General features: G+C 45.6%; 2 protein-coding genes. Both read left to right on the top strand.

The genetic code is table 11. From position 1 onward, the window contains the following. Nucleotides 1–456: 456 nt before the first annotated feature. The gene (locus CTER_RS29015) at nt 457–789 is read left to right on the top strand and encodes a hypothetical protein (RefSeq protein ID WP_242835111.1); all 333 of its coding nucleotides are present in this window, start codon (nt 457–459) and stop codon (nt 787–789) included. A gap of 320 nt (nt 790–1,109) precedes the next feature. Further along, nucleotides 1,110–1,413: NTTRR-F1 domain (locus CTER_RS26110; protein WP_004631027.1), on the top strand; the 304-nt coding region annotated here is incomplete at its 3' end.

The following is a 1,413-nucleotide window of genomic DNA, read 5'->3' as shown; positions in this document are numbered from 1 at the left end:
CCAACAGGGCCAACAGGGCCAACGGGGCCAACTGGGCCAACTGGCCCGACCGGTCCGACGGGGCCAACAGGGCCAACAGGGCCAACGGGGCCAACGGGGCCAACTGCTCCGACGGGTCCGACGGGTAATACTGGTGCTGCAGGTCCAACCGGTGCTCCTGGACCGACTGGTGCTACCGGTCCGACTGGTGTTCCTGGACCGACTGGTGCTCCTGGACCGACCGGTGTTCCTGGACCGACTGGTGCTACCGGGCCGACTGGTGTTCCTGGACCGACTGGTGCTCCTGGACCGACCGGTGTTCCTGGGTTAACTGGTGCTCCTGGACCGACTGGTGCTCCTGGACCGACTGGTGCTCCTGGGCCGACTGGTGCTACCGGGCCGACAGCAGGTGTACCCGAACTGTTTTTCAGTCAGACAGCAGGAGGCATCACCGTATATCCCCCGCTAAGTACTGAAGTGACTGTAGCAACCGTAAGTGTACCAGTTGTATCAGGCGAGAATGTTAAAATTGACTATTCTGTTTCTGTGGAAGCAATAACCACGGCTAACTGGGCTACATCTTTTGAGGTAAGACTTTACAGAGATACGACATTAATAACAACGAAGACATTTATTGATTCGGCTCCTTCAGCCGGTACTCATAGATTTTCAATCTCGAATACTCAGGTTGATACAGCTGTGTCAAATGAAACAGCCGGCTATCAAGTCCGTGTTATATTTACCACTGCAACAAATGTTGCGACAGGTACGGCTCTTAATAGAAATATGAATGCTATTGTATTTGAATAATTTTCTAGCAGGATACTGAAAATTGTATCCTGCTTCTCCATTGTCTTAAAAGCATGAAATTTATAAGTTCAAAGAAATACAATGCAATACAGAACATTACATAGCAAGCGGTTATACCTCGTAATCAAAATTATTTGCAGCCAATATTCTTTGTTCAAGTACCAATACTAATATGGTTTATTAAAGTATTTCAATAAACTACATTACATACTTGGACAAGTACCAAATACAGCCATCAATCATATAATGTTAAAGAGCATGTTATATCTATTTTTTCAGCATGCTTTTACCCATAACTTTCAGGAGGTGAAATTTTATAAATGGCTGAATTGATCGTAAACGGCGGATTTGAGACGGGCTCATTTCCTCCCTGGCTTGTAGACAATGCAAGTATCACTTCTCTATATAAGCACTCCGGAAACTTCTCCGCACTTATGCAAAGCGGTATATCGGTTATATACCAAATTGTAGATGGAGATTTTAGCCAGAGCGCCAATTTTTCTGCATTTCTTGGGAGGATAGGTCCTCTACCCAATCCGCTTACAACAATCACTATTTCATATTTTAATTCTTCTTTTAGCTTTCTTGGACTGGGTTTGATAATAAGTATACCGCCAAACACTC

Source organism: Ruminiclostridium cellobioparum subsp. termitidis CT1112 (assembly GCF_000350485.1).
Lineage (GTDB): Bacteria > Bacillota > Clostridia > Acetivibrionales > DSM-1351 > Ruminiclostridium > Ruminiclostridium termitidis.
Note: the sequence above shows the minus strand (reverse complement) of the source record. Positions and strands in the feature narration are given on the sequence as shown.